General features: G+C 67.7%; 28 protein-coding genes. 10 read left to right on the forward strand and 18 right to left on the reverse strand.

Annotated features, from left to right (window positions below):
- Window positions 1-319 precede the first annotated feature (319 nt).
- Window positions 320-2,854: a DNA topoisomerase I gene (locus EGH21_RS02755; RefSeq protein WP_220616939.1), complete on the forward strand. Its 2,535-nt coding sequence runs from the start codon at window positions 320-322 to the stop codon at window positions 2,852-2,854.
- A 9-nt stretch (window positions 2,855-2,863) separates the two neighbouring features.
- Here EGH21_RS02755 and EGH21_RS02760 read toward each other — a convergent pair whose 3' ends face one another.
- The 3 genes from EGH21_RS02760 to EGH21_RS02770 are packed head-to-tail and all read right to left on the reverse strand — an operon-like array spanning window position 2,864 to window position 4,293.
- On the reverse strand, window positions 2,864-3,109 hold the full coding sequence (locus EGH21_RS02760; protein ID WP_220617321.1) for a hypothetical protein: 246 nt from the start codon (window positions 3,107-3,109) through the stop codon (window positions 2,864-2,866).
- 5 nt (window positions 3,110-3,114) lie between these two features.
- Entirely contained in the window at window positions 3,115-3,513 is a 399-nt protein-coding gene (locus EGH21_RS02765) for a Rieske (2Fe-2S) protein (protein WP_220616940.1), read from the reverse strand.
- Window positions 3,514-3,555: 42 nt separating this feature from the next.
- A complete protein-coding gene (locus EGH21_RS02770; protein ID WP_220616941.1) occupies window positions 3,556-4,293 on the reverse strand; it encodes a DUF547 domain-containing protein in 738 nt (245 codons plus the stop codon).
- Window positions 4,294-4,440: 147 nt separating this feature from the next.
- Between EGH21_RS02770 and EGH21_RS02775 the strand changes: the two genes are divergently transcribed.
- The 4 genes from EGH21_RS02775 to EGH21_RS02790 all read left to right on the forward strand — a co-directional run bounded on the left by EGH21_RS02775 (window position 4,441) and on the right by EGH21_RS02790 (window position 8,835).
- Entirely contained in the window at window positions 4,441-5,157 is a 717-nt protein-coding gene (locus EGH21_RS02775) for a phosphoglycerol geranylgeranyltransferase (RefSeq protein WP_220616942.1), read from the forward strand.
- A gap of 117 nt (window positions 5,158-5,274) precedes the next feature.
- Window positions 5,275-6,963 (forward strand): methyl-accepting chemotaxis protein, encoded by a 1,689-nt coding sequence (locus EGH21_RS02780; protein ID WP_220616943.1) that lies wholly within the window; start codon window positions 5,275-5,277, stop codon window positions 6,961-6,963.
- Window positions 6,964-7,231: 268 nt separating this feature from the next.
- Window positions 7,232-8,536 carry an aspartate--tRNA(Asn) ligase gene (aspS, locus tag EGH21_RS02785; protein WP_220616944.1) on the forward strand — a complete coding sequence of 435 codons (1,305 nt, stop codon included), beginning with the start codon at window positions 7,232-7,234 and terminating at the stop codon, window positions 8,534-8,536.
- A 62-nt stretch (window positions 8,537-8,598) separates the two neighbouring features.
- Complete coding sequence (locus tag EGH21_RS02790) at window positions 8,599-8,835, forward strand: hypothetical protein (protein ID WP_220616945.1); 237 nt, start codon at window positions 8,599-8,601, stop codon at window positions 8,833-8,835.
- 34 nt (window positions 8,836-8,869) lie between these two features.
- Here EGH21_RS02790 and EGH21_RS02795 read toward each other — a convergent pair whose 3' ends face one another.
- From EGH21_RS02795 to EGH21_RS02825, 7 genes are all read right to left on the reverse strand, one after another.
- Entirely contained in the window at window positions 8,870-9,703 is an 834-nt protein-coding gene (locus tag EGH21_RS02795) for a bacteriorhodopsin (protein WP_220616946.1), read from the reverse strand.
- A gap of 75 nt (window positions 9,704-9,778) precedes the next feature.
- The gene (locus tag EGH21_RS02800; protein ID WP_220616947.1) at window positions 9,779-10,543 is read right to left on the reverse strand and encodes an aldo/keto reductase; all 765 of its coding nucleotides are present in this window, start codon (window positions 10,541-10,543) and stop codon (window positions 9,779-9,781) included.
- 103 nt (window positions 10,544-10,646) lie between these two features.
- Complete coding sequence (locus tag EGH21_RS02805; protein WP_236035362.1) at window positions 10,647-11,057, reverse strand: DUF7344 domain-containing protein; 411 nt, start codon at window positions 11,055-11,057, stop codon at window positions 10,647-10,649.
- A 98-nt stretch (window positions 11,058-11,155) separates the two neighbouring features.
- Window positions 11,156-14,644: a PAS domain S-box protein gene (locus tag EGH21_RS02810; RefSeq protein ID WP_220616948.1), complete on the reverse strand. Its 3,489-nt coding sequence runs from the start codon at window positions 14,642-14,644 to the stop codon at window positions 11,156-11,158.
- Window positions 14,645-14,751: 107 nt separating this feature from the next.
- Window positions 14,752-15,000 carry a KEOPS complex subunit Pcc1 gene (locus EGH21_RS02815; protein WP_220616949.1) on the reverse strand — a complete coding sequence of 83 codons (249 nt, stop codon included), beginning with the start codon at window positions 14,998-15,000 and terminating at the stop codon, window positions 14,752-14,754.
- On the reverse strand, window positions 14,997-15,131 hold the full coding sequence (locus tag EGH21_RS02820; RefSeq protein WP_162316872.1) for a DNA-directed RNA polymerase subunit P: 135 nt from the start codon (window positions 15,129-15,131) through the stop codon (window positions 14,997-14,999). Before EGH21_RS02820 ends, EGH21_RS02815 begins: the two co-directional genes overlap by 4 nt.
- A 26-nt stretch (window positions 15,132-15,157) precedes the next feature.
- Entirely contained in the window at window positions 15,158-15,466 is a 309-nt protein-coding gene (locus EGH21_RS02825) for a 50S ribosomal protein L37ae (protein WP_220616950.1), read from the reverse strand.
- A gap of 121 nt (window positions 15,467-15,587) precedes the next feature.
- Here EGH21_RS02825 and EGH21_RS02830 point away from each other — a divergent pair, with 121 nt between their 5' ends.
- The 3 genes from EGH21_RS02830 to EGH21_RS02840 all read left to right on the forward strand — a co-directional run bounded on the left by EGH21_RS02830 (window position 15,588) and on the right by EGH21_RS02840 (window position 16,867).
- Window positions 15,588-15,812: a hypothetical protein gene (locus EGH21_RS02830; protein WP_220616951.1), complete on the forward strand. Its 225-nt coding sequence runs from the start codon at window positions 15,588-15,590 to the stop codon at window positions 15,810-15,812.
- A gap of 41 nt (window positions 15,813-15,853) precedes the next feature.
- A complete protein-coding gene (locus EGH21_RS02835; protein ID WP_236035363.1) occupies window positions 15,854-16,426 on the forward strand; it encodes a hypothetical protein in 573 nt (190 codons plus the stop codon).
- A 99-nt stretch (window positions 16,427-16,525) separates the two neighbouring features.
- A complete protein-coding gene (locus EGH21_RS02840) occupies window positions 16,526-16,867 on the forward strand; it encodes a TfoX/Sxy family protein (RefSeq protein WP_220616952.1) in 342 nt (113 codons plus the stop codon).
- Window positions 16,868-16,882: 15 nt separating this feature from the next.
- Here EGH21_RS02840 and EGH21_RS02845 read toward each other — a convergent pair whose 3' ends face one another.
- Genes EGH21_RS02845 through EGH21_RS02860 form a run of 4 tightly spaced genes read right to left on the reverse strand, consistent with a single transcriptional unit; the run spans window position 16,883 to window position 20,945 of the window.
- Window positions 16,883-17,611, reverse strand: a complete 729-nt coding sequence (locus tag EGH21_RS02845; protein ID WP_220616953.1) for a DUF2103 domain-containing protein — start codon at window positions 17,609-17,611, stop codon at window positions 16,883-16,885.
- 50 nt (window positions 17,612-17,661) lie between these two features.
- Window positions 17,662-19,029 carry a tRNA pseudouridine(13) synthase TruD gene (gene truD, locus EGH21_RS02850; protein WP_220616954.1) on the reverse strand — a complete coding sequence of 456 codons (1,368 nt, stop codon included), beginning with the start codon at window positions 19,027-19,029 and terminating at the stop codon, window positions 17,662-17,664.
- Window positions 19,030-19,082: 53 nt separating this feature from the next.
- Window positions 19,083-19,544: a hypothetical protein gene (locus EGH21_RS02855; protein WP_220616955.1), complete on the reverse strand. Its 462-nt coding sequence runs from the start codon at window positions 19,542-19,544 to the stop codon at window positions 19,083-19,085.
- A 54-nt stretch (window positions 19,545-19,598) separates the two neighbouring features.
- Entirely contained in the window at window positions 19,599-20,945 is a 1,347-nt protein-coding gene (locus EGH21_RS02860) for an MFS transporter (protein WP_220616956.1), read from the reverse strand.
- Window positions 20,946-21,102: 157 nt separating this feature from the next.
- Here EGH21_RS02860 and EGH21_RS02865 point away from each other — a divergent pair, with 157 nt between their 5' ends.
- Window positions 21,103-21,273, forward strand: a complete 171-nt coding sequence (locus tag EGH21_RS02865; protein ID WP_220616957.1) for a hypothetical protein — start codon at window positions 21,103-21,105, stop codon at window positions 21,271-21,273.
- A 51-nt stretch (window positions 21,274-21,324) separates the two neighbouring features.
- Here the strand turns inward: EGH21_RS02865 and psmB are convergent, their stop codons facing one another.
- The 3 genes from psmB to pth2 form a co-directional block, all read right to left on the reverse strand.
- Window positions 21,325-22,017 carry an archaeal proteasome endopeptidase complex subunit beta gene (gene psmB, locus EGH21_RS02870; RefSeq protein ID WP_220616958.1) on the reverse strand — a complete coding sequence of 231 codons (693 nt, stop codon included), beginning with the start codon at window positions 22,015-22,017 and terminating at the stop codon, window positions 21,325-21,327.
- Window positions 22,017-22,751, reverse strand: a complete 735-nt coding sequence (gene psmA / locus EGH21_RS02875; protein WP_220616959.1) for an archaeal proteasome endopeptidase complex subunit alpha — start codon at window positions 22,749-22,751, stop codon at window positions 22,017-22,019. The genes psmB and psmA overlap by 1 nt, the downstream gene beginning before the upstream one ends.
- 78 nt (window positions 22,752-22,829) lie before the next feature.
- The gene (gene pth2, locus EGH21_RS02880) at window positions 22,830-23,168 is read right to left on the reverse strand and encodes a peptidyl-tRNA hydrolase Pth2 (protein ID WP_220616960.1); all 339 of its coding nucleotides are present in this window, start codon (window positions 23,166-23,168) and stop codon (window positions 22,830-22,832) included.
- 99 nt (window positions 23,169-23,267) lie between these two features.
- Between pth2 and EGH21_RS02885 the strand changes: the two genes are divergently transcribed.
- Window positions 23,268-23,990 (forward strand): Yip1 family protein, encoded by a 723-nt coding sequence (locus tag EGH21_RS02885; protein WP_236035364.1) that lies wholly within the window; start codon window positions 23,268-23,270, stop codon window positions 23,988-23,990.
- A gap of 10 nt (window positions 23,991-24,000) precedes the next feature.
- On the opposite strand, the gene EGH21_RS02890 is transcribed toward EGH21_RS02885, so the two are convergent.
- Entirely contained in the window at window positions 24,001-24,768 is a 768-nt protein-coding gene (locus EGH21_RS02890; protein WP_220616962.1) for a BGTF surface domain-containing protein, read from the reverse strand.
- Window positions 24,769-24,965: the final 197 nt, after the last annotated feature.

Here is a 24,965-nt window from a genome sequence, read left to right on the forward strand (position 1 = left end):
GACACCTCGTCGCGCGCCGAACAGACTCAGGTCGCTACTGGGACGGACAGGCAATGGTGACCCTCATTGTTAAAAGTTAACTAATAACACACTAGTATCGTCAATACAGCAATATATTGTTTAATGCTCGCCGTCGCGCCCGGGCGACCGTTCGGGGAGTGGTACCCGGTGCGTGCCGTCCTATCGAGTCTCCACCGCACGTGCGTGTGTGTGCGCTCGCAAGCGCCCGCACACCCGCGCTGTCGGCCGATTTCCGCCGAAAGTCTTTAGAACGTCTCCGGGCGTAGCGACCGCTAATGACTACCGCAGGTGGTGTCCGATGGAACTAATCATCACGGAGAAGGACAACGCCGCCCGCCGCATCGCCGACATCCTCTCGGAGGGGAGCGCGACGGCCGAGCGGCGGAACGGCGTCAACGTCTATCGGTGGGGCGACACCCGCGTCGTCGGCCTCTCGGGCCACGTCGTCGGCGTCGACTTCCCGCCCGAGTACAACGACTGGCGCGACGTCGAACCCGCCGAACTCATCGACGCCGAGGTGACCAAGGAACCGACTCAGGAGAACATCGTCACGACGCTCAAGACGCTCGCTCGCCGGGCCGACGAGGCCGTGGTCGCTACCGACTACGACCGCGAGGGCGAACTCATCGGGAAGGAGGCCTACGAACTCATCCGCGAGGAGACCGACATCCCCGTCTCGCGCGTGCGCTTCTCCTCGATCACCGAGCGAGAGGTCCGCAACGCCTTCGCCGACCCCGAGGAGATAGACTTCGACCTCGCGGCCGCCGGCGAGGCCCGCCAGATCATCGACCTCGTGTGGGGCGCGGCACTCACGCGGTTCCTCTCGCTGTCGGCCCGGCAGTTGGGCGACGACTTCATCTCCGTCGGCCGGGTCCAGTCGCCGACGCTGAAACTCATCGTCGACCGCGAGCGCGAAATCGAGGCGTTCGACCCCGAAGACTACTGGGAGATTTTCGCCGACCTCCAGAAGAACGGGTCGGGGTTCGAGGCGCAGTACTTCTACGACGACGACGGCAGCGAGGCCGAACGCGTCTGGAACGAGGCCGACGCCGACGCCGCCTACGCCGACCTGACGAGCGTCGACGCGGCCACCGTGACGAGCGTCCGCCGTCGGACCCGTACCGATAGCCCGCCGACGCCGTTCAACACCACCGCGTTCATCTCCGCGGCCAGTTCGCTCGGCTACTCCGCCCAGCGCGCGATGTCTATCGCCGAGGAACTGTACACGGCCGGCTACATGACCTACCCTCGGACGGACAACACCGTCTACCCCGACGATCTGGAGGAGGACGCCCTGCTGGACGAGTTCGTCGGGTCACCGACCTTCGGCGAGGACGCCGAGTCGCTGCTCGAACAGGACGACGTCGTCGCCACCGAGGGCGACGAGGAGACGACCGACCACCCGCCGATTCACCCGACTGGAGAGATTCCTTCGAAGGCAGACATATCGGAGGACGAGTGGGAGATATACGAACTCGTCGTCCGGCGTTTCTTCGCTACCGTCGCGGAGGCGGCGACGTGGGAGCGCCTGCGCGTCGTCAGCGAGGCCGGCGGTCGCTCGCTGAAGGCCAACGGCAAGCGACTCGTCGAACCGGGCTACCACGCGGTCTACCCCTACTCCAGCGCCAGCGAGAACCACGTCCCCGACGTCGAGGAGGGCGAGGAACTCGCTATCTCGGACGTCCGACTGGAGGACAAACAGACCCAGCCACCCCGCCGCTACGGCCAGTCCCGGCTCATCGAGACGATGGAGGATCTGGGACTTGGGACGAAGGCGACCCGACACAACACGCTGGAGAAACTGTACGACCGCGGCTACATCGAGGGCGACCCGCCGCGACCGACGGCGCTCGCCAACGCCGTCGTCGAGGCCGCCGAGGAGTTCGCCGACCGCGTGGTCAGCGACGACATGACGGCCCAACTGGAGCGAGACATGACCCGCATCGCCAACGGCGAGGCGACCTTAGACGAGGTGGCCGACGAGTCCCGCGAGATGCTCCAGCAGGTGTTCGACGAACTGGCGGCCTCCCGCGAAGAAATCGGCGAACACTTACAGGAGTCGCTGAAGGCCGACAAGACGCTGGGGCCGTGTCCACAGTGCGGCGAGAGCATGCTCGTCCGTCGCTCTCGACAGGGGTCGTACTTCGTGGGCTGTGACGGCTTCCCCGAGTGTCGGAACACGCTGCCGCTCCCGTCGACGGGCGAACCGCTCGTGCTGGACGACCACTGCGAGGACCACGACATGCACCACGTGAAGATGCTCGCCGGGCGGGACACCTTCGTCCACGGCTGTCCCCGCTGTGAGGCCGAGAAGGCCGACGAGAGCGACGACGAGGTCATCGGCCCGTGTCCCGAGTGTGGCGTTGCTCCGGAGGAGCAACGAGGCGAAGGCGGCGAAGCCGCCGAAGAGAGCGAGGACGAGGGTGGCGAACTCGCAATCAAGCACCTCCGTTCTGGCTCCCGGCTAGTCGGGTGTACGCGCTACCCCGACTGTGACTACTCGCTGCCGCTCCCCCGCAACGGCGACATCGAGGTGACCGAGGAGTTCTGTGAGGAACACGCCCTCCCCGAACTCGTCGTCGACCCCGACAGCGACGACCCGTGGGAACTGGGCTGTCCCATCTGCAACTTCGAGGAGTATCAGGCCCGCAACGCCGTCGAGGACTTAGAAGACCTGAACGGCATCGGCGCCGCGACGGCCGAGAAGCTCGCGGCCGCCGGCGTCGAGTCGCTGGACGACCTTCGAGACGCCGACCCGGACGGCATCGCCGCCGAGGTGCAGGGCGTCAGCGCCGGACAGGTGCAGGACTGGCAGTCCGAACTCGAAGCCTGAGAGCGCCCCTCACTCGTCGACGACGAACGTCACCCCGTCACACACCGGACACTCGATAGCGTCGGCGTTCTCCGCGGTGACGTCGTCGACGACGCCGTAGACGACGGCGTTGGCCATCGGGTCGACGAGTTGGCGGCCACAGAGCGGACACGTCACGACGCCCGCACGCAGGTTCTCGCGGTCGATGACGTTGGCGTCTCTGTCGCCGGGTCGTGGGCCGTCGTCGCCCTCTGACGGGTCGTCTCGGTCGGGCATGGTGGCTACAACTGCAGGTGTGACGTCGAACTCGGGCCATCGTCGTCGGTCCCGCCCTCGTGGTCGAACTCGTAGTCGTCGTCCACGAGAAACACCGTCCCGTGACGTTCGGCGACGTCGACGCCCGGCAAGGTCGTCCCGGCGGCCTCGCCGTTGTCGCAGTCGCCCTCGCAGGCGTCGAACAGCGACCCGTGGCGCGGACAGATAAGCTGGCCGTCCCGCATCGGGACCCCTCTGCCGGTGTCGAAGCGCTGGTTCTCGTGCGTACAGCGGTTGACCCACGCCTCGACGCCGTCCTCGCAGGGCACGACGACCACCTCCTCGCGGTCGCCGTGGGGTCCCGTCGCGGTGAACAGGTAGGACCCGGTGTCGTGGACCTGCTCGACGGTCGTGAGTTGGTGCATACGGCAGTGCTGGGACGCGACCGGCTAAGGGCTGGTGGTGGCTCAGTCCACGAACGTCGGCGCGTCCCGGGACCAGTCCCACTCCAGATAGCGGAGCGTCGGCGTCTCTCCGTCGGGAATCTGGTCGTACCGGCGGAGGAACGCGAGGACGCCGCGCCGCCCGCCGAAGTCTCCCGGGAACCACCTGAACGGGCGGGGAACGCGGGCGACGCCCGCCTCGCCGTCGTACTCGACCGTCGCGTCGAGGTACGCCCGCGTCGCCGTGTCGAGTTGGTCGTCGACGACCGGGGGGTCGTAGGCCCGGATGGCCGGGCAACTGGCCGCGCCGCAGTGCAGGGCGAAGTGAATCCGCGGGTCGGGGTCGGTCAGTCGGTAGCGTAGCTCGAAGCTATCCGGGAGTAGCCGCGGGAGGTAGCCGAGGCCGAACTTCGACCGGGAGCCACGGAGGATGCCGTGTTCGATGGCTTCCAGTCCCAGCGAGTGGCCGGCGACGGTCACCACCGGTGCTCTGAAGAAGCGCAGCGAGCGCAGCCGACTCTCGTAGAGGTCCGGGAGTCGCTCGACCAGCAGCGTCGTTCCGGCGTTGTAGCAGTTCAGCCAGAACGCGAGCGCGGTCCGACGGTCGTCGCGAACGCCGTCCAATGCCGTCTCGTCGAGGTCGGCGAGCGCAGACAGGACGGGACCGGGGTCGTCGCCGACGCGCGTCGCCGTCAGTAGCGCCTGTGCCAACGCGGTCGGTGTGGCGTCGGCGACGGCCTCGGCGTCGCCCGTGGCGTCCATGTGCTCTCGGAGGTCACCACGGTGAAAAAGCGTTGTGCGGTCGTGTCCGGGCGGAACCAGCCGTCCCACGTCGGTACGTGTCGCCGCGACGAGAGGACCGTTCCGCCATCCGAAGCCGTTATGGCCTCAGGCAAAAGTCAAATCGGTATGAGCGACTGGGCGGACTGGGACCACATCGTCAAAATCGACCCGGACAAGACGCTGGTCGACGGCGAGACGTTCGAGGACGTGGCGGCGACCGGCACCGACGCCATCGAAGTCGGCGGCACGACCGGGATGACCGAGGAGAAGATGAAGCGGGTCGTCGACGCCTGCGGGAAGCACGACATCCCCGTCTACATCGAACCGTCGAACCCCGCCTCCGTCGTCCACAGCGACCGTCACGACGGCTACCTCATCCCGGTGGTGATGAACGCCGGTGACGTGACGTGGATAACCGGCGCCCACAAGGAGTGGATTCGCATCGACGACGAGATAGACTGGTCCCGCACGTTCACCGAGGCGTACATCGTGATGAACCCCGACGCCTCGGTCGCCACCTACACGCAGGCCAACTGCGACCTGGACGCCGACGAAGTGGCCGCCTACGCCGAGGCCGCCGAACACCTCCTCGGACAGGACATCGTCTACGTCGAGTACTCGGGGATGCTCGGCGACACCGAGAAGGTCGCCGCCGCGGCCGACATTCTGGACGACGCGACCCTGTTCTACGGCGGCGGCATCCACGACTACGAGTCCGCACGGACGATGGCCCAGCACGCCGACACCATCGTCGTCGGTGACCTCGTCCACGACGAGGGCGTCGACGCGGTGCGAGAGACGGTCAAAGGCGCACAGGACGCGAAGGCCGAAGCCCCGCAGTAGACCGACGAGACGCAGTGGTGCTCGGTAGTACAGTGCTACACCACGGGTGACACACCCGACTTTTCAACCGATGATAATCTGCAGAATAGATAAATAGACCATTAGCCATGTGAGGTCATGGTTCTGTTTGGCAATCGGGACGGACCGGACGTGGACCTCGACGACGCGACCCCGGACCAGTTGGTCCTCGCGGGACTCGGGATGCCGACGCTCGTCCTGAACGCACAGGGCGAGATAACGCAGTGTAACGACCACGCACGCGACCTGTTCGCTGTCGACGAAGACACCGTGGTCGGCGTCGAACCCGAATCGCTCCTCGACACCCAGAGCGGCGTGAGCCACGCCGCACGGGAGGCAATCGTCAACGAGTCGGCTATCGAGGACCGGGAAGAGGTGTTCGTCGTCGACGGCCGTTCTATCGACGTCAGCCGGACGGTCAGACCGGTCTACGACGACTCGGGGACGTGTATTGGGGCCGTCGAAATCGACCGCGACATCGGCGCCCGCATCGAGCGCCGAGAGCGGACCGAGGCGTTGGAGACGTACCAGCGCGACGTTCTCGACGACCTCCGAGAGAAACTCACGCGTCTCGGCGACGGCGACCTCACCATCGACCCGACAGTCGAACCGCCCGAGTCGGATTTCGAGGAGGTGCAGGCCGTCTACGAGGAGTTCGTCGAGATGAACGACGACCTCCGCCGGGCGGTGAGCAACGTGCGGAGCGTCGTCTCGAGCCTCGACGACCAGTCCGAGACCATCGCCGCGACGAGTGACACGCTGAGTGCCTCGACGGAGGAGGTCACGGCCTCCATCCAGGAGATAGACGCGTCGAGCAACGAGATGGCGACGGGCGCGAGCAGGGTCGCCGAGGAGGCCGAATCCGCCGAGCGGACCGTCGACGACCTCTCGGCGTCTATCGAAGAGATTACCGCGACGGCACAGGAGATAAGTGCCCGTTCTGAGACGGCGGAGGGCCTCACTCGGGAGGGGGTCGTGACGATTCGGGAGACCCTCGACGAGATACGTGACGCGACCGACGCCGCGTCGGACGTGGCGACGGAGATGAACGAACTGGAGGCCCACATGAAAGAGGTGGGCGACATCGTCGCCATCATCAGCGACATCGCCGACCAGACGAACATCCTCGCGCTCAACGCCAACATCGAAGCCGCTCGGGCCGACACCGGTGGTGAGGGGTTCGCAGTCGTCGCGAACGAGGTCAAGACCCTCGCGGAGGACTCACGGCAGTCGGCCGACGACATCGTCAGCATCATCGAGGAAGCCGAATCGATGACGGCACATCTCGCCGAGAGCATCCAGAACGCGAACAGGCGCGTCTCGACCGGGGCCGACGCCGTCGAGGAGTCGGCCGAAACCCTCGATACCATCCGGGAGCGGATTTCGGAGACCAACGACGGCGTCTCGGAGATCACGAACGCCGTCGAGTCACAGGCACACGATGCAGAAGAGGTGAGTGCGCTCGTCGACGATACCGCCTCGATGGCCCACCAGGTGAGCGCCGCGGTCGAAGAGATAGCGAGCGGTATCGACGAACAGGCGGAGGCGATGGACACCGTGGCTCGTCGGGCGACGGCGCTGAGCACGGCGGGCGACAACATCGAAGAACTCGTCGACCTGTTCAAACTCGACCGCGACGACGACGCGAACATCGACGAGGCCGACGACGTGACCGACGCGCAGGTACAGGTCACGGCGAACGACGAGACGGCGTCTACCGACCGGACCGACGCGGAGACCGTAGACGGGGCGGCGGGTCCGACCCGGCTCCAGCCGGGCGATTTCTGACGGTCAGGGCCAGTCGCTCAGGTCGACGACGCTGTCGCTTGCCAACCACTCGCTGTCGGCCGCTGACTGCAGGACCGCTTTCGACGCTGTTATTTCGAGGGTCGTCTCGGACATAGCAGGTACGAGACGCCGTGTGTATCTAACGCGACTACCCGACTAGTTTGGACCGGCCGCCTCTCCCCGCTCGCTGCTTCGAGGGCCGCTCCCGGAGGGCGGCCCCTCGCTACGAATGACTTTCCTTAAGTCCCGGCCACCAGAACGCATCCCTATGGAAGACCGCACCTACACAGCGGACGCCGAGCCCGGTGACGAAGTCACCGTGGCAGGCTGGGTCCACGAGATTCGGGACCTCGGTGGCATCGCGTTCCTCATCCTTCGAGACACGACCGGGAAGATTCAGGTCAAGTTCGAGAAAGACGAGATGGACGACGACCTCGTGGAGACGGGGCTGAACGTCCACCGCGAGTCCGTCATCTCTGTCACCGGCGCCGTCGAGGAGGAGCCACGCGCTCCCACCGGCGTCGAGGTCACGCCCCAGAGCGTCGACGTCGTCTCGGAAGCCGACCCCGAACTGCCGCTCGACCCCTCCGGGAAGGTCGACGCCGAACTCCCGACCCGACTCGACAACCGCACGCTGGACCTCCGCAAGGAGGAGGTCAAGGCCATCTTCGAGATTCGCGCCGAGGTCCTGCGCTCCGTGCGCGAGGCCTTCCGCGAGCTGAACTGCACGGAGATCAACACGCCGAAGATCGTCGCCACGGGGACCGAGGGCGGCACGGAACTGTTCCCCATCACGTACTTCGGCCGCGAGGCGTTCATGAACCAGAGCCCGCAGCTGTTCAAACAGCTGATGGTCGGCTCCGGCCTCGAACGCGTCTTCGAGATCGGCCCCATCTTCCGCGCCGAGGAGCACAACACGCCCCGGCACCTCAACGAGGCGACCTCCATCGACTTCGAGTCGGCCTTCTACGACCACACCGAGGCGATGGACGCCTGCGAGCACGTCGTCACGGCCGCCTACGAGGGCGTCGCCGAGAACTGCACCGAGGAACTCGAAGCGCTCGGCCTCGAAGACGAGTTCGCGGCCCCCGAGGGCGAGTTCCCGCGTCTCAGCTATCAGGAGGCCATCGACAAGATCAACGCCACCGGCGAACTCGACGAGCCGCTGGTCTGGGGCGACGACCTCTCGACGGAGGCCGAACACGTCCTCGGGCAGGAAGTCGGCGAGCACTACTTCATCACCGACTGGCCAAGCGAGATCAAGCCGTTCTACATCAAGGACCACGACGACGACGAGGACGTCTCGACCGGGTTCGACATGATGCACCCGTCGATGGAACTGGTCTCCGGCGGCCAGCGTGAGCACCGCTACGACCACCTCGTCGCCGGCTTCGAACAGCAGGGGCTGGACCCCGAGGCGTTCGACTACTACACCAAGATGTTCAAGTACGGCATGCCGCCCCACGCCGGGTGGGGCCTCGGCGGCGAGCGCCTCGTCATGACGATGCTCGGACTCGAGAACATCCGCGAAGCAGTGCTGTTCCCGCGAGACCGACAGCGTCTGTCGCCCTAGGCGACGGCCCGACCGCCGACCGCGCCCCGGGACGGTACCGATACCGGCGTCCGCCGGGATTTTTGTTCCAGCGGCCGGCAGCGAGCGTATGGACCGCCAGCGACGCCGACCCGAGCCTCTATACGCCGGTCGGCCGGTTCGGGACGTTCCCGGTCGGGGGGACCGACTTCTCACAGCCGGTCATCTACGTCTATCTCGTCACCATGTTCGCCGTGTTCGGACTCTACGTGGCGCTCCGCAGGGACACGCTGGAACGGTTCTCCGACCGGTACGCCGTCACCGACGAACTAGAGAACTGAGTGGGCGAGCGGCCGGGTCGTCGGTGCCGGGGACTCAGTCGTCGGCGGGCGCGGCGTCGCCGCCCGTCGTCCCGGCGGCCCCCTCGGCGACCGTCGACTGATTGCTCGCCACCCAGCGGAGCAGGAGGAACGCGAAGAGGTACTTCGCGCCGATGTCGAGCAGGGAGTACCCCCACGACGTGAGTCCGACGGACTGGACGAGCGCGAGGCCCTCGACGCCGAGTGCCCAGATGACAGGGTACCCCAACCAGAGGACGACCGTCAGGGTACGGAGCGTCCCGAATATCTCGTCGGTCCCGGCGGCCGCGGCGTCCCGCGGCCACTCGACGAGGATGGCGTACAGCACGACGAGGAAGAACGCACAGCTGACGCCGTAGAAGAACCAGCGCATACCGTACGAGGACGTGATGAGCGCGGCCGCCAGTCCCGTGACGCACATCCCGATGTCGGCCACGACGACGGTGAACAGGTCTGCGGTGTCGACGTCCGCGAGCAGGCCCAGCGCGAGCAGTATCATCGGCGTCGAGAGCGTCCACGTGAGGTAGCGACCCCACTGGCTCAGGACCTCTTGCCCGCCGAGCGGGTGACCCGCCGGCATCTCGGTGAAGCCGACGGTGAGGCCGGCGACCAGTGCCGCGTAACTGGCCAGCGACACCAGCGGGACGAACAGCGTCGCCGCCCAGATGAGCTTCGGGCGGGACGCGTCGACCCCCCGGCCCATGTAGACGAACAGGAGGATGGAGAGCCCCGCGAGCGCGATGTTTACCCAGAGCGACGAGGACAACAGGAGGTCCGATGCGACGGCCGCCGCTGCATCGGACTGTGTCGTCTGGAGCGGAACGGTCGTGACTGCGTCGAGTGTCGACATACGGACCAATAGATGCGAGGCGTGTAAACAGACAGACCCAAACTGTATCGGTACCGGCGGGCGGCACCGGGAGGCCTACTCCGGGAACAGCTCTTCTCTGTGCTCGATAGCGTCGATGCGGTCGATATCGTCGTCGTCGAGTTCGAGGTCGGCGGCCGCGAGATTAGCTTCGAGATGTGCCCGCGAGGACGCTTTCGGGATGGTGACGACGTCGTCGTGGGACGTGACCCACGCGATGCTGACGGCGGCGGGGGAGGTGTCGTGTTTCTCCGCGACGGCCCGTATCGTCGGGTCGTCGAACACCTGCCCGCCGGCGAGCGGCGAGTACGCCACCAGCGGGTAGCCGTGGCGCTGGGCGTCCTCGAGGAGCGCCTCCTGTCGGAAGTACGGGTGGAACTCGACCTGATGGGCGGCGACGGGACTCGCGAGGTGGTCGCGGGCGGCGTCGAGTTGGTCGGGGTCGAAGTTCGACAGGCCGACGTGCGTGGTCAGGCCGGCCTCGCGAACCGCGTCGACTGCCGGTAGGGTCGTCGCCGGGTCGTAGTCGCCGCGCGGCCGGTGGACGTACAGGAGGTCCACGCTGTCGAGGCCGAGACAGTCGAGACTCGCCTCGGTCCCCGGTCGAACGTCGTCCTCCGCGAGGCGGTCTATCCACAGTTTCGTCGCGACGGTCAGCGCCTCGCGGTCGACAGTCGCCGACGCGACGGCGTCGCCGACGACGCGTTCGTTCTCGTACACCTGTGCCGTGTCGAGGTGCCGGTAGCCGGCGTCGATAGCAGTCGTGACGGTGTCGGGGTCGTCGATTCCCATCGTCCCGAGACCGACCGGTGGCAGGTCCATAGTCCTCGCTCGGACGACGAACGGATGGGCGTGTCGGTTACGACGGCGTGACGCTCGTAGCAACCGCCACGTCGCAGTACTCGCGCGAGTACGGCGGTTCGTCTCAGAACTCGGTGCGGTCGCTGACCGCCGCCGCGTGTTCGGCCCACTTCTCGACGGTCGGTGACCCCCAGTACCGGACGGCCTCGCTCCGTTCGTCGTAGTCGACGATACCCAGGCGGTGGAGTTCGGGGAGGTGTGTCTCGACCAGTTCGGCCTCTACGGCCTCGACGTCGGTGTCGGCCTCGGGCAGACTGGTCTCTCGTCCCCGTTCCGCGACGGCGGCAGCGAGCGTCCCGACGTCGGCTCCTGTCCCCCCACAGGTCGTGAAGTAGCGACAGACCGCACGTCGTCGCCAGTCCGACAGTGCCTCGAAGACGTCGTCCACCATCGGCGTCGTGAGACCCCGGTCCTGCGGAGTCATCCCACGCCACGTTTCTTCCCCCGGCCCCGGGTTGGATGACTGGTCGCTCATTGGCGCGTGTGCGAATCGACGATAGTATCGCACATCAACACAGCACCTAGTCTTCTAGGTACAGTGTCGCGACCGGCCGTTCGTTCGGACCGCTACGGTCAGACGTCCAGCAGCGCGTCGAACAGGTTCCGTTCGGCCCGTCGCAGGTGTTGGTGGAGGGTCGGGGAAGAGATGTCGAGCGTGTCGGCCAGTTGTTCGGCCGTCGTATCCCGCGGCCACTCGTAGTAGCCGGCGAGGTAGGCCGCCCTGAGCACTTCCAGTTGCCGGTCGGTCAACTGGTCTCGGAGCGGCGAGTCGTCCGTGACGGTCGTCGGTCGGTGCTCGCGTTCCCGTTTCGCGACGAGGTCGAACCCGCTGTGCTGGGCCGAGAGCGTCTCCTGTATCGTCCGCGGGTCGGCGTCCGTCGGCGCCTCGACGACCACCGAGAGTCGGGTCGGTTCCGCGACGGCGTCGACGAGGCGTGCACCGACGTCGAGGAGCAGCGACTGGTAAGTCTCCGTGGTCCGGACTTCGACGACACCGCCGTCAGCGCCGGCCCGGACGACGCGGCCGTCGAGAATCGGCTCGAACGTCAACAGACTCTCGAGGACGTCTGCCGGCGGGGCACCGTCGACGCGGATGTACTGGAGGGCCTCGTCGCCGACGTCGACGCTGCCCGCCGCTTCGAGCCGACAGTCGTGTCGGCTGGCCACGACGATGGGGTACGCGTCCCGGTCCTCGGACTCGAACTCCATCTCGAGGACCCGGTCGTGCGTCAGGAGCCGTCTGTTCTGGACGGCGGTGAAGGCGAACCCGACCATCTCACCGAGGACCGTGAACGCGTCGACGACGCGGTCGCTGAACGCGTCGACGCGGTTGGCGTAGACGACGAGGACCCCGTGGACGACGTCGTCGTGTCGGAGCGGAACCACGACCGCCGACCGGTAGTTCCGGTCGAGCGCTTCGTCGCGCCAGCCAGCCAGTCGGTCGTCGGTGGCGATGTCGTCGACGACCTGCACGTCGCCCGTCTGAATCGCGACGGTCCCCGGTCCGTGTGCGCGGTCTGACGGCGTCGTCCGGTCGGCAACGATGTCGAGATACCCGTCTTCGTCGCCGGCGACCGCCTCTCTGGTGATTCGATTGTCCGGGCCCGCACGTTCGCCGATCCACGCGAGTTCGTAGAACTCTGACTCGACCAGTCGGTCACAGACGGTGGTCTCGATTTCGTCTCGGGTCGCCGCCGTCCCGAGCGCCCGGATGACGTCCTGGATGAGGACTTGGACCTGTGTGAGCGTCGCCAGGTCGTCACGCTGTGCTTCGAGTTCCTGCTGGCGGTGCTTTCGCTCGGTGATATCCTGATGGATACCGACGGCCCGGAGCGGCGTCCCGTCCTCGTCGCGTTCGAACACCCGGCCGATGTCCCGTATCCACTTGTAGTCGCCGTCTTTCGTCCGCAGGCGGTGGTCACACTGGTAGATGTCCGACTCGCCGTCGAAGTGGGCCTGAATAGCGTCCCAGGCGCGGTCGGTGTCGTCCGGGTGGACTAACTCCTCCCACGTCTCGACTCGCTGTTCGATTTCCGACAGTGAGTAGCCGAGCATCCCGACCCAGCGCTCGTCGAAGGCGACGTCGCCAGTCTCGACGTTCCAGTCCCAGACGCCCAGTTCGGCCCCCTCCAGCGCGAGTTCGAGGCGCTCGGTCGTTCGCTCCAGTTCCCGCTCTCTGTCTCGCTGCTCGGTGACGTCCCGATAGAGCCAGAGATTGCCCTCGCTGTCCGGCAGGTCGATGGGGATGTAACTCCGCTGTACCGTCCGCCCGTCGCTCAGTTCGAGGTCCGTTCGGAGGTCGGTCGAGCGGTCCGCCAGCAACTGCTCCGTCTCGGCGAGGAAGGACTCGGGGTCGGCGAACTGCTGGCTCACGCGCTCGGCGGCGGCCGAACAGTCCGTGCCGACGAGGTCCTCGGCCGACCCGGGGATGTCGAAGACGTCGACGAGTCGCTGGTTGGCCGTCAGAATCTCGCGGTCGTCGTCCTCGACGAGGATGCCCACCGGGAGCGCGTCGAGCAGCGTCGAGAGGAGCGCGTTCGACTGCTCGAGTTCCTGTTCGTACTCCACCCGGTCCGTGATGTTCTGTGCGACGGTCATTCCCGAGACGACCGCCCCGTCGTCGTCGCGTATCGGTATCACCTGCACGTAGTAGTGGGTGCCCCGGTACTCGTCGACGAACGCGCTGGTCCGCCCCTCGAAGGCCGCTTCGTACGCTTCTTCGAGGAGCGACGCGTTCTCCGGGGGCAGCACCTCTCGTGGCGTCTTCCCGACGAAATCAGACGGTTCGAACCCGTGTGCGGCCAGGTCTTCGCCGCCCGCTTCCGTGTACCGGAACTCCTCGTCGAACAGGAACACCGTACCGTTCGGGAAGCGGTCGACCAACTGTTCGAACAGTTCCGTGCGTTCCCTGAATTCGCGCTCGCGTTCGCGTCGCTCCGTGACGTCCCGGGCGACGCCGTGCAGGCCGCGATACGTGCCGCTGTCGTCTCGGAGCAGCGTGTAGTGGACGGATATCTCCCGCTCCGTCCCGTCCTTGCACCGGAAGGTGAGGTCGACGCTCGTGCCGTCGGCCTCGTCTTCGAGCAACTGTTCGATGGTCTCTTGGCCCGTCGCCAGTTCGCCGGGTGCGAGCGTCTCCGACGCGTGTTTCCCGGTCAGTTCCGACGGCTCGTAGCCCAGCATCTCGGCGAACGACGCGTTACAGTAGTCGACGACGCCGCGTTCGTCGAGGGTGTACAAGCCGTCCTGCGCTTGCTCGGTGAGTCCTTCGAGCCGTGACAGTCTGGCCTCCCGACGGGCCTCCCCCGTGATGTCCTCGATTTCGAAGAGGCGGAGCGACCCGGCCGCGGCCGGTAGGTCGTAGCCCCGAAGCCGGAGGTGTCGGTCGTTCTGGTCCGTCTCCACGCGGACCGTCACCGGGTCCGTCGGGTCGTCCCGAAGGCGCTCCGCGACGTCGTCGGCCGCAGTGTCCGACGCCAGCGTCGCCACCGCGTCGTAGACGTTCGTCGCCCCGAAGTCGAGGCCGACGCCGTCGAGGGCCCCACGCGACCAGACCGGGTCGCCAGCGTCGTCGACCAACACCGTCAGTTCGCCCTCGTCGGCGCGGTCCGCGACGTCTTCGACTGCGGTCTGGAAGGCGTGTGTGGACCGGTCTACGGCCGGTTCGACGACGCTGGCGACCTTCTCGGCGAGGAACGACTCGTTCGCGTCGGCCCCCTTCTCGACCACCGTCGTCGCCGCGTCGATCAGCGCCTCGTCGACGTCCGCCGGGTCCCGTGCCGAGTACAGTACCACTGGGCAGTCGAAGGTGTCGACGAGTCGGTCGGCCCCCTCGATACCCACGGGGTCGACGACGAGACTCTCTGGGGGCGTCGCCGCCCCGACGTCGAGCGCCGCGTCGGTACTCCCGACGGCGGCGACGTCGATGTCGGCCCGGTGCTCAGTCACCTCGGCCCGCGTCCGTTCGCGCGTCGCTGGGTCGGCGTCGACGTACAGGATAGTGGTCCGCTCGGTCTGCTGGCTATCCGTGGCCACAGTCCGGGACTGAGAGTGGTCTGTCATGAAGTGGTCCGCCGTCTCACGTTGCACATACGCACCACCTCTGACAACTATATACTGTCGGTCAATTTATCAGAGACGATAGTAGAATCGACCGACTGCGACCCGTGCTACAGGCTCTCGCCCGCGGCCTCGGCGACGCTCGTCAGCGTCAGCCACGTGTTACAGCCGGCGCGGAGGGCGACGAGGTCCTCTGCCGCGACGGTGAACTCCAGCGTCGCGCCGTCGCGGGTCAGCGTCGCCGTCGTCCGGTCGCCGTCGATGGCACCGAGTTCCGGACGGAGGCTCCGCTCGACGCGGCGTGCGCGCTCCGCGTCGGGGTAGTCGAACGTGAGAACGGTTCGGTGTGGCGCTGTCAATTGACGTCGATTTCTTTGACGTCGGGCGACCGCTCCTTCAGCAGGACGCGGTGGCCACAGTACGGACAGCGGACGCCACCGTACTCGTCGAGTGTTACGTCGCGCTTACAGCGTGAACACTTGTAGCTCATACCAGATGGGTGGGCGTGAAGGCCCTTTACTCCTCGTCTTCGGCCAGCGCGGCGCGAATCGAACGGCGGACGGTCTTGCCACCGGGCGTCTGTGGCTTGTAGCTCCCGCCGGTGTACTTGTAGTCACAGTAGCTGCACTGCCAGATACCGGTCCCCTGCCGGTCGACGCGGTCCTCGCCGCAGTTCGGGCAGGCGTGGTCCTCGTTCATCTCCGACTCGATTTCGGCGACGCGGCGGCGAGCGACGCGACCGTAGCGAGCGCCGAAGCGGCCGGCGCTCCCGGTTCGTCCTCTCTTGTTGGCCATAGTACTCTGTGGTCGGCCGAGCGGCCACATAAGCCCTTCGAGACGGACGCAAACCGAACTGCGTCAGGCACTCACTCCCGCGGTGACCCACGGAACGGTGGAACCGTGGCCACAGCGACTAAACCACGCCGTGCCAAACAGTGCTGGTGCTATGGACGAAGCACTCGAAGTCGTCGAAGTCGTCGCAGACTCCGAACTCGAGGGTGTCGTCACATGGCTACTGCGCCTCGTCGGGCTCGTCGCACTGCTCGCGGGGCTCGGGCTCTGGCTGTTCACCGAGATGGGACTGCTCGTGCTCCCGGCGTTGCTCATGTTCGTGGGCGTCGTCCTGCTGGTGGCACCGAGCGTCCTCCTGCTCGCCGCAGAGCTGACGTAGGGACAGCCACATCCATTACCGTCGACCGCGAACGAGGAGCGATGGCACCGACCGACGGCCTCCGACTTCGGCTCCGCGACGTCGCACCCGCCACGAGCGGCCGCCTCACCGAATCCGAGTTCCTGCTCGCCGGGACCGCCGCGGGGGCTCTGGGCTGGGGCGGGACACAGGCGCTCGCGTGGCTCGACCCCCCGAACGCCGCGCTTGCCGCTACGGCGCTGTGGGTCGTCCTCGTGGGCGCGTTCGCGGGCACGACGGTCCTGCACGGCCCGGACGCCGTGCGGTTCTCCGACGCGATGTTCGTCTGGGGTGCGGTCAACGGCACGGCGACGGGCCTGACGCTGGCCGGTCTCGCGGGACTCGTCCCCGCCTCCATCGCCTTCTGGCACGTGTGGGCCGGCGCCGCAGCAGTCGGCTACTGCTGGACCGGCGGCCTGCTCGAAGGGGCCGGCGACGCCGAGCGGGGCCGGACCTACCTCACCTCGGGCGCCGTCGCACTGGCCGTCCTCCTCGTCGGGAGCGTGCGGTTCTCGCTCGTCGAACCGGTCGCCTTTCTCCTGCTGGGGTTGCTCCACGTGGCCCCGCTGGCGCTCGACGCCCGGCGGCTATCCTAACCACGCGTCCCCCGGCCGCGAACTCGGTCGGCCACCGAGCGGGCGTCACAGCAGCTATCGTGCTCGCTGTCGTACTCGCGAGTACACGGAGACCGACAGATGACGTACTACGACCCGGAGACCGGCGCGGCGCTGAAGGCGGCCCTCGACGACCTCGTCTCGGAGTGGCCGGCGGTGACCGAACGAACGATGTTCGGCTGTCCGTCGTATCAGGCCGACGGGACGCTGTTCGCCGTCGTCGTCACCGACGGCGTCGCACTCACGCGCCTCCCCGAGACGGACCGACCGGAACTCGAGGCGGCGTTCGAGACGGGACCGTTTCGGGCGGGCGAGCGGACGGTGACGAAGTGGGTGCAGGTGACCGTCGACGAAGACGGGGTCGAACGACTCGCGCCGTTCGTCGAGTCGAGCTACGAAGCGGCGCTCGAAGAGACGGACTGAGCGTCATCGCCGTCTTCAGTCCTGTAACTCGGCGTCCCGCAGGGCTTCGTTCAGGTCGTCGCGGACGTGCTCGCCGAGTTCCCGGTCGCCGGCCGTCGTGACGACGCGGTTCTCCTGCACGCTGGAGCCGTCCCGAATCAGGACGCGGACGTTGCCGTTGGTGTCGGCGCGGGTCGCCTTCGCCCGCACGCCCGTGGGCGAACTCGACCCGCCGGCGTCGATGGGGCCGGGGATGACCTTCTTGACGTGCGGGTGGCCGGCGACGGTGTGGATGACCCGCTGGCCGGAGCGGCCGCCGATGAGCGTCGAGTGGCTCCCACCCAACTTCTCGGCCGGCGCGGCGTCGACGACGTCGAGCGCGGGTTCGCCCTGCCGGTCGAGGACGCGCTGAACGGGGTCGTCGCCCTCGACGCGGAAGAACTCGTGGTGCAACTGACCTCGGACGGCGGCGATGACGTCCCGGTCGCCGGTGACGTACACTTCTTCGGGGCGCTTGCGCCGTACCTCGTCGGCGACGAGGCCGGCGAAGTTGCGCAACTCGACGACGGCCTTCTCGTCGGTGTCCTCGCCCTCCGGCGTCGTCGTCACCGTGCGCCGGCCGACGACGGACTCGTCGGCGATACAGGAGACGGTCGCCCGGTCGCGGCCGAGTTCGAGGACGACGGCCTCGGTGTTGGCAGTGTGACAGACCAGACAGTAGTCGCCCGGTCGGTCCAGCGGCGTCGCACACTGCCGGCAGTCCATAGGTGGGTGTAGGGAGGTTCGGCCGGATAAGCCGGACGGTTCGAGATTCCCTACGCGCCCGGGTCGGTCTTCCGGAACTCCCGGAGCAAGACCGTCGCGTAACTGCCCTTCGGGAGCGCGAACGAGAACGTCAGGTCGTCGCCGTCGCGGTCCACGCCGAGGTCGGTGCGGACCATCACGACCCGCCGGGTCCCTTCACTGTCGAACTCGCCCGGCAGGTCGAAGTCGGCGGGTTCGAGGCCCACGTCGGACAGGACCTCGCGCTCTATTTCCCCGGGTTCGCCGTCGGCCAGTTCCGTCTCGGTGCCGACGAGCGGTGCGGTGACGAACGCCCGACCACGCTCGCAGTGGCGTTCGACGGTTCGCAGGCGCTTCTCCGTGACGCGCTGGGTCCGGTCGGGGTCGGGCAGGCGGAGGTCCGCCGGCGCGTCACTATCGGCAAAGCACACCACGTCGCCCTCGACGGGCCGGTCGAACGGCAGGCCCCGTTCCAGTCGCTTCGAGAGGACGCGGTTGAAGACGTAGGACTGCGCGGCGTTGACGAACAGCGTCTGGAGGTTCGTCGGGAGCGTCTCGACGGCCGCGCGGAAGTCCTCGGGACCCTCGGCACCGTTCTCGACGAGTTTGTGACACATCGACCGCTCGTAGCCCAGCGCTCGCGGCAGGCGGTCCAGCGCCCCCTGCCAGTCGTGTGTCTCGTCGACGTACTCGCGGGCGGCCTGCGTGTCCTCGGGTTCACGCTCGTGTGGATTACCCACGTAGGCGAGGACGGCCTCCTCCCAGTCCTCGCGGACGATTGCCAGTCCGACGTCGTGGGTAACCGGGCGGCGCGACCCGAAGCGTTGCTGGCCGAAGAAGTTCGGGACGCCGACGGTCGACTCGTCGTCCGGGAGCGAGTCGGCGTCGATGCCATCGGCGTCCTCGCCCGCGAACGCCCGCAGATCTGCCAGCACCGACGCGGCGTTCTCGGGGTCCTCGGTGTCCCGAACCACGATGTCGAAGGCGTTGCCCGCGAGGTCACCGAACAGGACCGGCCGGCCGGCGCGGCCGACTATCTCGACGTCGGCGCCGTCCACCTCGGGCACGTCGCCGGCGTCGATACCCTTCACCGAGAACAGTTGTCGAGTGACCGCCCGCTTGTCCTTCGTTCCGGCCCACGAGACGCGTTCGCGGGAGATGCCCAGTTTGTCCGAGAGGGCGCTGGCGAAGTCGTTCGTGTCCCAGTTGTGCAACTCGACGCGGAGGACGAGATGGGGGTACCCCCCCGTGTCGGCGTCGACGGGCGACGTGTCGAACGCCTCCAGTTCGGTGACGCGGAAATCCTCGGGCGAGACTCTGAGACGGCCGCCAACGCCGTCGGCGTCGCTGACGTAGTACTCCATGCCGACCACCTGCTCTATCGGGTGGGCCTCGCGCATTGGTGGTCTGTTCGTCGGGCCGGGTTTAGCGTTGGCGTTCGTCGCCCAGACTCTCACCGAAGCACGACGAGCACGGCACCGACGAGCAGTTGGCCCACCGGGGCGAGAGCGAGTGCCCCGATAGCCCGGATACCCCGGGTTCGGCCGGCCGCCAGCGCCGCGGCGACGGGGACCAGCAGGTAGCCCAGATAGAGGGCGAGGACGAACCCCAGCGCCACTATCGGCGGGCGCGCGGTTCGTGGCGGGAACCCGAGCGAGAGGACGAGGAACCCGGCGAGTGCTAACACCGACGTGACGAGGAGCCAGCCACCGACCGTCGCCACGAGAACGGGGCTCTCACCCGGCCGTTCGTGGGCGAAGGCCGCCGTGGCCGCGACGGCGGGCACGCACGCGTACACGACGGGGTACCAGATGCCGTCGGCGAGGCCGAGGTCGGCCTCGATGGCGAACGCGAGCACCGCGCCGAGGGCACCCACGGCGACGGCGAGCGCAGTCCACTGCCTGTTCCTGTCCATGAGCGACTACCGTCCCTCTCGTCTGCCGACGGCTTCCGCCTACCGGTCGCCGCCTCACGCGTACGCCTCGAACTCCTCGCCGAAGACGAGGAAGTACGCGACGCCGACGCTCCCGACGGCCGTGGCGAGACCGAAGGCCAGTTCCGGGCCTGCCCGGACGGTCGTCCCGGCCACGCCGACGACCCACTCGCTCCCGTAGAGCCACCCGCCCAGCGCGGCGCTCGGGATGACCAGCGTGTTCCGGACGAGGTAGTAGGTGCCGGTGACGCGGCCGCCGGCGTCCCGTTCTGCGGGGCCGACGATGAGTGCCTTGTGCGCCGGAAGGCCGGCGAAGCGCAGGCCCGAGTACGCGAAGAGGAGGAGGAGAATCCACTGGTCGGCCGGTGCGTAGATGAGCACCAGCGGGAACAGGGCGTACACCGAAAACCCCAGCGCGACGGCGGGCTTGAGGCCGGCGTACTCCGCGAGCTTCGAGACGGGTGCCATCGAGAGGATGGCGACGACCATCTCCACGCCCAGCAGGACGCCGAAGAAGGCGTCGGGTCGCAGGGAGAGGCCGAAGCCCGAGAAGCCGACCGAGAGGAAGTCCGTGACGACGATGACGAAGAAGACGTACACCATGCCGTTGGCGAAGCGGACGAGCGTGTCGGCGACGAGCAGTGGGCGAAGCGTCGCCGGCATCCCACGCAGGTCCCCGAGGACTTGCTGGAGTCCCTCGAAGGACTTGCCCAGCGTGTCCTCGCCCGCGTCGTAGAGGCGGTGCTGGGCCACCGTGGCCACCGCGCCGCAGGCGACGGCGACGAGGAGGACGAGCTGGAAGCCGCCGACGAACGTCGCCGAGACGGCCAGCAAACCGGCGGCGACGAGCGGGCCGACGAGGAAGCCGAGGCGGCGGAACACCTCGGTGCTGGCGAAGCCCATCGCCAGTCGCTCGGGCGGGACGCTCTGTTTGACGATGGCGAACGTCGCCCCGAGGCCGAACGACTTCCACGCCTGTGCCAGAAAGAGGCCGACGAAGACGAAGGCCCACGCGGGGACCGTCAGCGGACCGACGGCGACGGTGCCGACGACGGCGGCGAGATACCAGACGCCGAAGCCGACGGTGGCGAGGACGGCGAAGGCCGTCAGCGCGAACCGGGAGCCGAGGCGGTCGGAGACGGCCCCGCCGGGGTAGGGGTAGACGGCGCTGATGAGGTTCCCGACGCTACCGTACAGACCGATGACGCCCGCGCTCGCCCCCAGCAGGCGCATGTACTCGGGGACGTACCGACTGGTCATCTGGAAGGCCAGCGAGAACGCCAGCATCGACAGCGAGAGGACGAGGACGTCCCGTTCGAGCGCGAAGAACTGCCGAAAGGCGTCGAGCAAGTCGACGTCGTCCTCGGCGTGGTCCGTGGCCATCGACCGGAGCAAGAGGCGGGTGGCACTTATACCTGCACTCTGCCGGTTTCAGGCGCTCCATACCGCTATATACGGATTCGGAGCCCGCCACTCGGTCGGTGGTTAGCGGCTCCATAACGAGAACGGTGGGCGACCGAGGTCCACCCGAGCAAGGACCGTGACCGAACCCGAACACGCACACGACCGCAGGCGCGACGACATGGCCGACCGCGTCGAGCAGTGGCGCGCGAGCGACGTCGAGATAACGGAGTTCAGCGGGCGCACCGTCGCGTACCTCCCCGACGTCGAGGAGTCGTGGATATGTGGCTGGGTCGACGTGCCGCGCTGAGCGTCGCTCACGACTGGCGAGAAAAGCGAAGAACGCAGTCCCGACGCGCCGTCAGGCCGCGGACTCGTAGTCGTCGAAGCGGTCGATTTCGACGCCGTCCTCGGTGACCTCTGCGAGGACGATACCGTTCCCGGAGCCAGTGTCGCGCTCTGCGGCCGCCTGCACGGCGCGGATGGCCAGCGCGCGGGCCTCTTCGAGGCTCATCTCGGGGTCGTACTCGCCCTCGATGGTCCCCGTCGCGACCATCGTCCCGGAGCCGGTGACGGTGTAGTCGTCCTGCAGGACGCCGCCGGCCGGGTCGATGCTGTAGACGTGGCTGCCCTCGTCGTCGACCCCACCGATGATGGGGTTGATGGCGAAGAACGGGCCGCCGCGAGCGAAGTTACCCGCGAGCGTCGTCAGCGCGTGAATCGAGAGAGGTTCGTCGCGGCGGACCTCGTAGAGGTTCGCCTCCGAGCGCAGCGAGCGGATGAACGACTGGGCACCGCCGACGCTGCCGACCAGCGTCATGGCGGCCGTCGGGTGAATCTGCTCGACCTTCTGGACGCTCTTGTTCGAGACGAAGCGGCCGCCCAGCGAGGCGCGGCGGTCCGTCGCGATGAGGACGCCCTCCTCGGTACTGATACCGACGGTGGTCGTCCCGGTCTTGGTGACCGTCTCCTCGTCGCGGCCGCCGTCGTCGTTGGGCAGCGTGCCGACCTCGGGTTCGTAGGCGTCGGTCAGGCGGTTATCGGGGTCGTACATCAGTTCTCACCTCCGAGTTCGAACTCCTCGATGCGACCGGCGATGTCGTCCTCGCCGAGCTTGGTGAACGTCTCGGTCTCGACGTCGACGGTGGCGATGTCGACGCCGGTGGCGTCGAGGCCCTCTTCGTTGACCGAGGCGAGTGCCTGTAGCGCCAGTTCGACGCCGCCCTCTAAGTCCATCTCATCGGCGTACTCGTCCTCGAGGAACGTCTGGAGTTCCTCGCGAGACCCGCCGATGGCGACGGCCTGCCACTCGTAGGGCGTCCCCGAGGGGTCCGTCTCGAACAGGCGGGGCTCGCCGTCCTCGATGCCGCCGACCAGCAGGGCGACCCCGAACGGGCGTGCGCCGCCGGTCTGGGTGTACTGCTGGATGTAGTCCGTGACTTCCTTGGTCAGAGACTCGACGCTGGCGGGCTCGTCGTAGCGCAGGCGGTTGACCTGGGCCTGCCGCCGGGCGACGTCGATGAGCTGGCGGGCGTCGGCGACGTGGCCGGCGCTCGCGACGCCGACGTGGTCGTCGATCTCGTGTATCTTCTCGATGCTGTCGCGCTCGATGAGCGGGGAGCGGGCGTGGCGGTCGGCCGCCAGCACGACGCCGTCGGCCGTGCGGACGCCGACACTCGCGGTCCCTCGCTTGACTGCCTCACGAGCGTACTCGACCTGATAGAGGCGCCCGTCCGGCGAGAAGATGGTTATCCCGCGGTCGTACGCCTGTTGTTCGTTTCCTTGCATTGTGGGTGTTCTCTGTTATTCACCTGAGGTTAGGGCTTCTGGTATATAACGACATCGTCGATGTCGTCTCCGCTGCCCTCAGTACAGCGAGAGGTCGCCGGTGACGCGGTCCACGTGGTCGTCCTCGGCCGGCCCCACCGCGAGGGCGGTGACCGTCCCGGGGTCCAACTGCGTGTGGCCAGCGTCCCTGACGATGGCATGCGGCAGGCCTTCGCGCTCGGCGACGTCGGCGAGTTCGAACAGTTCGGACTCGCCGGTCGCCTTCAGGACCACCTTCTTCTGGCCCTCGCCCTTCCAGGCGTTGCGGGCCGTCCGACCGGCGTCCTCGTAGGCCGACAGCGAGGCGTGGGCGACCTGCGCGGCGAGTTTGCCCTCGCCCATACCGAGGTCGGCCCGGGCGACGATGGCCTGCTTCATACACCGTACGTAGCGACCCGTACTTAAACGCCCGTCGGAGTACCCGACCGGTTGCACGTACCACAGGGCACTTACCGTGTGGGTGTGCACTCCCCGGAGATGCCCGCCACCGTCAGGACGTTCGTCGCGCGACCCGGCGAGTTCTTCGAGCGGCGAGCGGACCGGTTGAGCGGTCTGCGTGGGGCCGGCCTCGCCGCCGCACTCTCGCTCCTGATAGTCCTCGCCCTCGGCGTCGTGCTCCGCCTGTTCAGCCGGCAGTTCACCGGCACCACGACCGTCGACAACCCGGCGTATCCCGGCGACACGTTCTGCGAGGACGGCGGCGTCGGCGGGACGACCCCGAGTGGCTGTGACGAACCGGCGACGGTGACCGTCGAGATTAGCGCGCTCCTCTGGGAGGAGATAACCGGCACGCTCCCGTGGCTGTTCGTCGGTGTACTGGTCGTCTGGTTCGGCCTCGCCGTCGCACTCCACGTCGGTGCGTGGCTGGGCGGCGGGAGCGGGCGCTTCGGGGCGACGATGGAAGTCGCCGCGTGGGGGCTCGTCCCGACGGCGTTCGTGACGGCCGCGGCCGGCGTGGCGCTGGTCTCCTTCGCCGCGCAGGCCGACCTCGCCAGTGCGACCCCGGAGACGCTCCTCTCGGAGGTCAGAACGCTCCAGTCGGGCGTCTCCGGGTTGACGTTCCTCCTGATACAGATAGTCGGCGCGGCGTGGCAGGCGTTCGTCTGGGCCGGCGGCCTCCGCGTCGCCCACGAACTCAGTCGTCGAGCGGCAGTGGTCGTCGGCGTGGTCGTGGCGACCGTGCCGGTGGTACTCTCGTAGGCCGACGCCGTCACTCGACGCGTGCGTCGGCTTCGGCGAGCGTCTCGTCGTCGTGGACTGCGCGCACCACGAACTCCGTGCCGTCCGGGAGAGACTCGAAGTCCATCGTGACGGTGAACGACCCGTCGTCCGCTACCGTCGCCACGCGTTGCCGGATGAACGGCGTACTCGACCCGGTACTACGCGCGCGAATCGTGACGTTCGTGCCGGGGTCGAGGTCGGTCGTCCCGCGAATCGACTGGTCGGCGTCGTTCCGGACGGTCAGAGCGTCGCCGTCGTAGTCGAACTGCGTCCCCGCGCTCGACTCGTCGTCGGCCTCACCGTCCGACGCTCCGGGGACGTGGCGAATCTGCGCCGTCCGGTTGGTCAGTTCTGCGCCGTCGTGACGGACGCTGACGGTCGCCGTCGCGTTCCCCTCGACGTTCGAGAGGTCGACCTGCACCGCGAAGGTACCGTTCTCTCGTACCGTCGTCTGTCGCTGGTAGAGGAACGGGTTCTCGGCGCTGTCGCTCCTGATTCTGAGAGTCAGGGTCGCGCCGGGGTCGAGGTCGGTCACTCCGTCGACCGTCTCGTTCGCCCGGGTCTCGAGGACGAGCGAGTCGTTCACCGGGGAGACGACGGTGCCGTTCACCTCGTTCGGGGCCGGCGAGTCAGTCGTCGGGGCCTCGGCGGGCCCGCCCGTCTGGCCGGAGAGGGCCGGCAGGGCGAACAGGCCGCCGGCGAGGAGGACCGCGCCGACGGCGACGACACTGACGACGGCGGTTCGACGGGCGGTCACGGGCACACCTCCTGCGGCGTCGGGCGGTCGATAGGGCTGTACGGTCTGTCTCGGATGGGTGGAGGGCAAGTAGCGCGCATCCACTCGACCGTACACCACCCTGTAAAAAACCCCCGACGGATGCTAAAAACGAGCGTTGAGCGGTACCCGAAGGCTCGCGTCGTCGGGGTCGAGACGGGACGCTTTAGGTATCCCGC

This window comes from Haloarcula rubra, from assembly GCF_019599465.1.
Taxonomy (GTDB): Archaea; Halobacteriota; Halobacteria; order Halobacteriales; family Haloarculaceae; genus Haloarcula; species Haloarcula rubra.

Bases quoted from the DNA above. Each gene is read 5' to 3' on its own strand.
- EGH21_RS02755 (WP_220616939.1), top strand. From the start codon at position 320: ATGGAACTAATCATCACGGAGAAGGACAACGCCGCCCGCCGCATCGCC.
- EGH21_RS02760 (WP_220617321.1), bottom strand. From the start codon at position 3,109: ATGCCCGACCGAGACGACCCGTCAGAGGGCGACGACGGCCCACGACCC.
- EGH21_RS02765 (WP_220616940.1), bottom strand. From the start codon at position 3,513: ATGCACCAACTCACGACCGTCGAGCAGGTCCACGACACCGGGTCCTAC.
- EGH21_RS02770 (WP_220616941.1), bottom strand. From the start codon at position 4,293: ATGGACGCCACGGGCGACGCCGAGGCCGTCGCCGACGCCACACCGACC.
- EGH21_RS02775 (WP_220616942.1), top strand. From the start codon at position 4,441: ATGAGCGACTGGGCGGACTGGGACCACATCGTCAAAATCGACCCGGAC.
- EGH21_RS02780 (WP_220616943.1), top strand. From the start codon at position 5,275: ATGGTTCTGTTTGGCAATCGGGACGGACCGGACGTGGACCTCGACGAC.
- aspS (WP_220616944.1), top strand. From the start codon at position 7,232: ATGGAAGACCGCACCTACACAGCGGACGCCGAGCCCGGTGACGAAGTC.
- EGH21_RS02795 (WP_220616946.1), bottom strand. From the start codon at position 9,703: ATGTCGACACTCGACGCAGTCACGACCGTTCCGCTCCAGACGACACAG.
- EGH21_RS02800 (WP_220616947.1), bottom strand. From the start codon at position 10,543: ATGGACCTGCCACCGGTCGGTCTCGGGACGATGGGAATCGACGACCCC.
- EGH21_RS02805 (WP_236035362.1), bottom strand. From the start codon at position 11,057: ATGAGCGACCAGTCATCCAACCCGGGGCCGGGGGAAGAAACGTGGCGT.
- EGH21_RS02810 (WP_220616948.1), bottom strand. From the start codon at position 14,644: ATGACAGACCACTCTCAGTCCCGGACTGTGGCCACGGATAGCCAGCAG.
- EGH21_RS02820 (WP_162316872.1), bottom strand. From the start codon at position 15,131: ATGAGCTACAAGTGTTCACGCTGTAAGCGCGACGTAACACTCGACGAG.
- EGH21_RS02825 (WP_220616950.1), bottom strand. From the start codon at position 15,466: ATGTGGCCGCTCGGCCGACCACAGAGTACTATGGCCAACAAGAGAGGA.
- EGH21_RS02830 (WP_220616951.1), top strand. From the start codon at position 15,588: ATGGACGAAGCACTCGAAGTCGTCGAAGTCGTCGCAGACTCCGAACTC.
- EGH21_RS02835 (WP_236035363.1), top strand. From the start codon at position 15,854: ATGGCACCGACCGACGGCCTCCGACTTCGGCTCCGCGACGTCGCACCC.
- EGH21_RS02840 (WP_220616952.1), top strand. From the start codon at position 16,526: ATGACGTACTACGACCCGGAGACCGGCGCGGCGCTGAAGGCGGCCCTC.
- EGH21_RS02845 (WP_220616953.1), bottom strand. From the start codon at position 17,611: ATGGACTGCCGGCAGTGTGCGACGCCGCTGGACCGACCGGGCGACTAC.
- truD (WP_220616954.1), bottom strand. From the start codon at position 19,029: ATGCGCGAGGCCCACCCGATAGAGCAGGTGGTCGGCATGGAGTACTAC.
- EGH21_RS02855 (WP_220616955.1), bottom strand. From the start codon at position 19,544: ATGGACAGGAACAGGCAGTGGACTGCGCTCGCCGTCGCCGTGGGTGCC.
- EGH21_RS02860 (WP_220616956.1), bottom strand. From the start codon at position 20,945: ATGGCCACGGACCACGCCGAGGACGACGTCGACTTGCTCGACGCCTTT.
- psmB (WP_220616958.1), bottom strand. From the start codon at position 22,017: ATGTACGACCCCGATAACCGCCTGACCGACGCCTACGAACCCGAGGTC.
- psmA (WP_220616959.1), bottom strand. From the start codon at position 22,751: ATGCAAGGAAACGAACAACAGGCGTACGACCGCGGGATAACCATCTTC.
- pth2 (WP_220616960.1), bottom strand. From the start codon at position 23,168: ATGAAGCAGGCCATCGTCGCCCGGGCCGACCTCGGTATGGGCGAGGGC.
- EGH21_RS02885 (WP_236035364.1), top strand. From the start codon at position 23,268: ATGCCCGCCACCGTCAGGACGTTCGTCGCGCGACCCGGCGAGTTCTTC.